This window comes from Pseudomonas sp. BJa3 (assembly GCF_026343815.1).
Lineage (GTDB): Bacteria > Pseudomonadota > Gammaproteobacteria > Pseudomonadales > Pseudomonadaceae > Aquipseudomonas > Aquipseudomonas soli.
Map to the genome: position 1 here is coordinate 1 of NZ_JAOXMC010000216.1, position 270 is coordinate 270.

General features: G+C 69.6%; 1 protein-coding gene. It reads right to left on the minus strand.

Annotated features, from left to right (window positions below; translation table 11 throughout):
* Positions 1 to 202 (minus strand): HAMP domain-containing protein (locus OH705_RS27480; RefSeq protein ID WP_323873508.1); only part of this gene is annotated, 202 nt, incomplete at its 3' end.
* Between the last annotated feature and the right edge of the window lie 68 nt (positions 203 to 270).

Consider the following 270-nt stretch of genomic DNA (forward strand, 5'->3'; position numbering starts at 1 on the left):
CCACATAGGGCACCGGCATCGCGTAGTCGCCTTCGGCCAGGCGGGTGGCCGAGGCCGACAGCCGTTCCACCGGCTGGCTGATATGGCGCGCCAGCTTCCGCACCACCAGCATGCACACCAGCGCCAGCAGCGCGCCTACGGCGGCCAGCGTCCATAGCGCGGTGTTGAGGCGCTGAGTGATGAGCTCGTACGACTGCGCCACCAGCAGGCTCCAGCCGCTGTCGCCGACCGGCTCGACCACCGTGTATCGCCGCTCGCCGGTGATCGCAT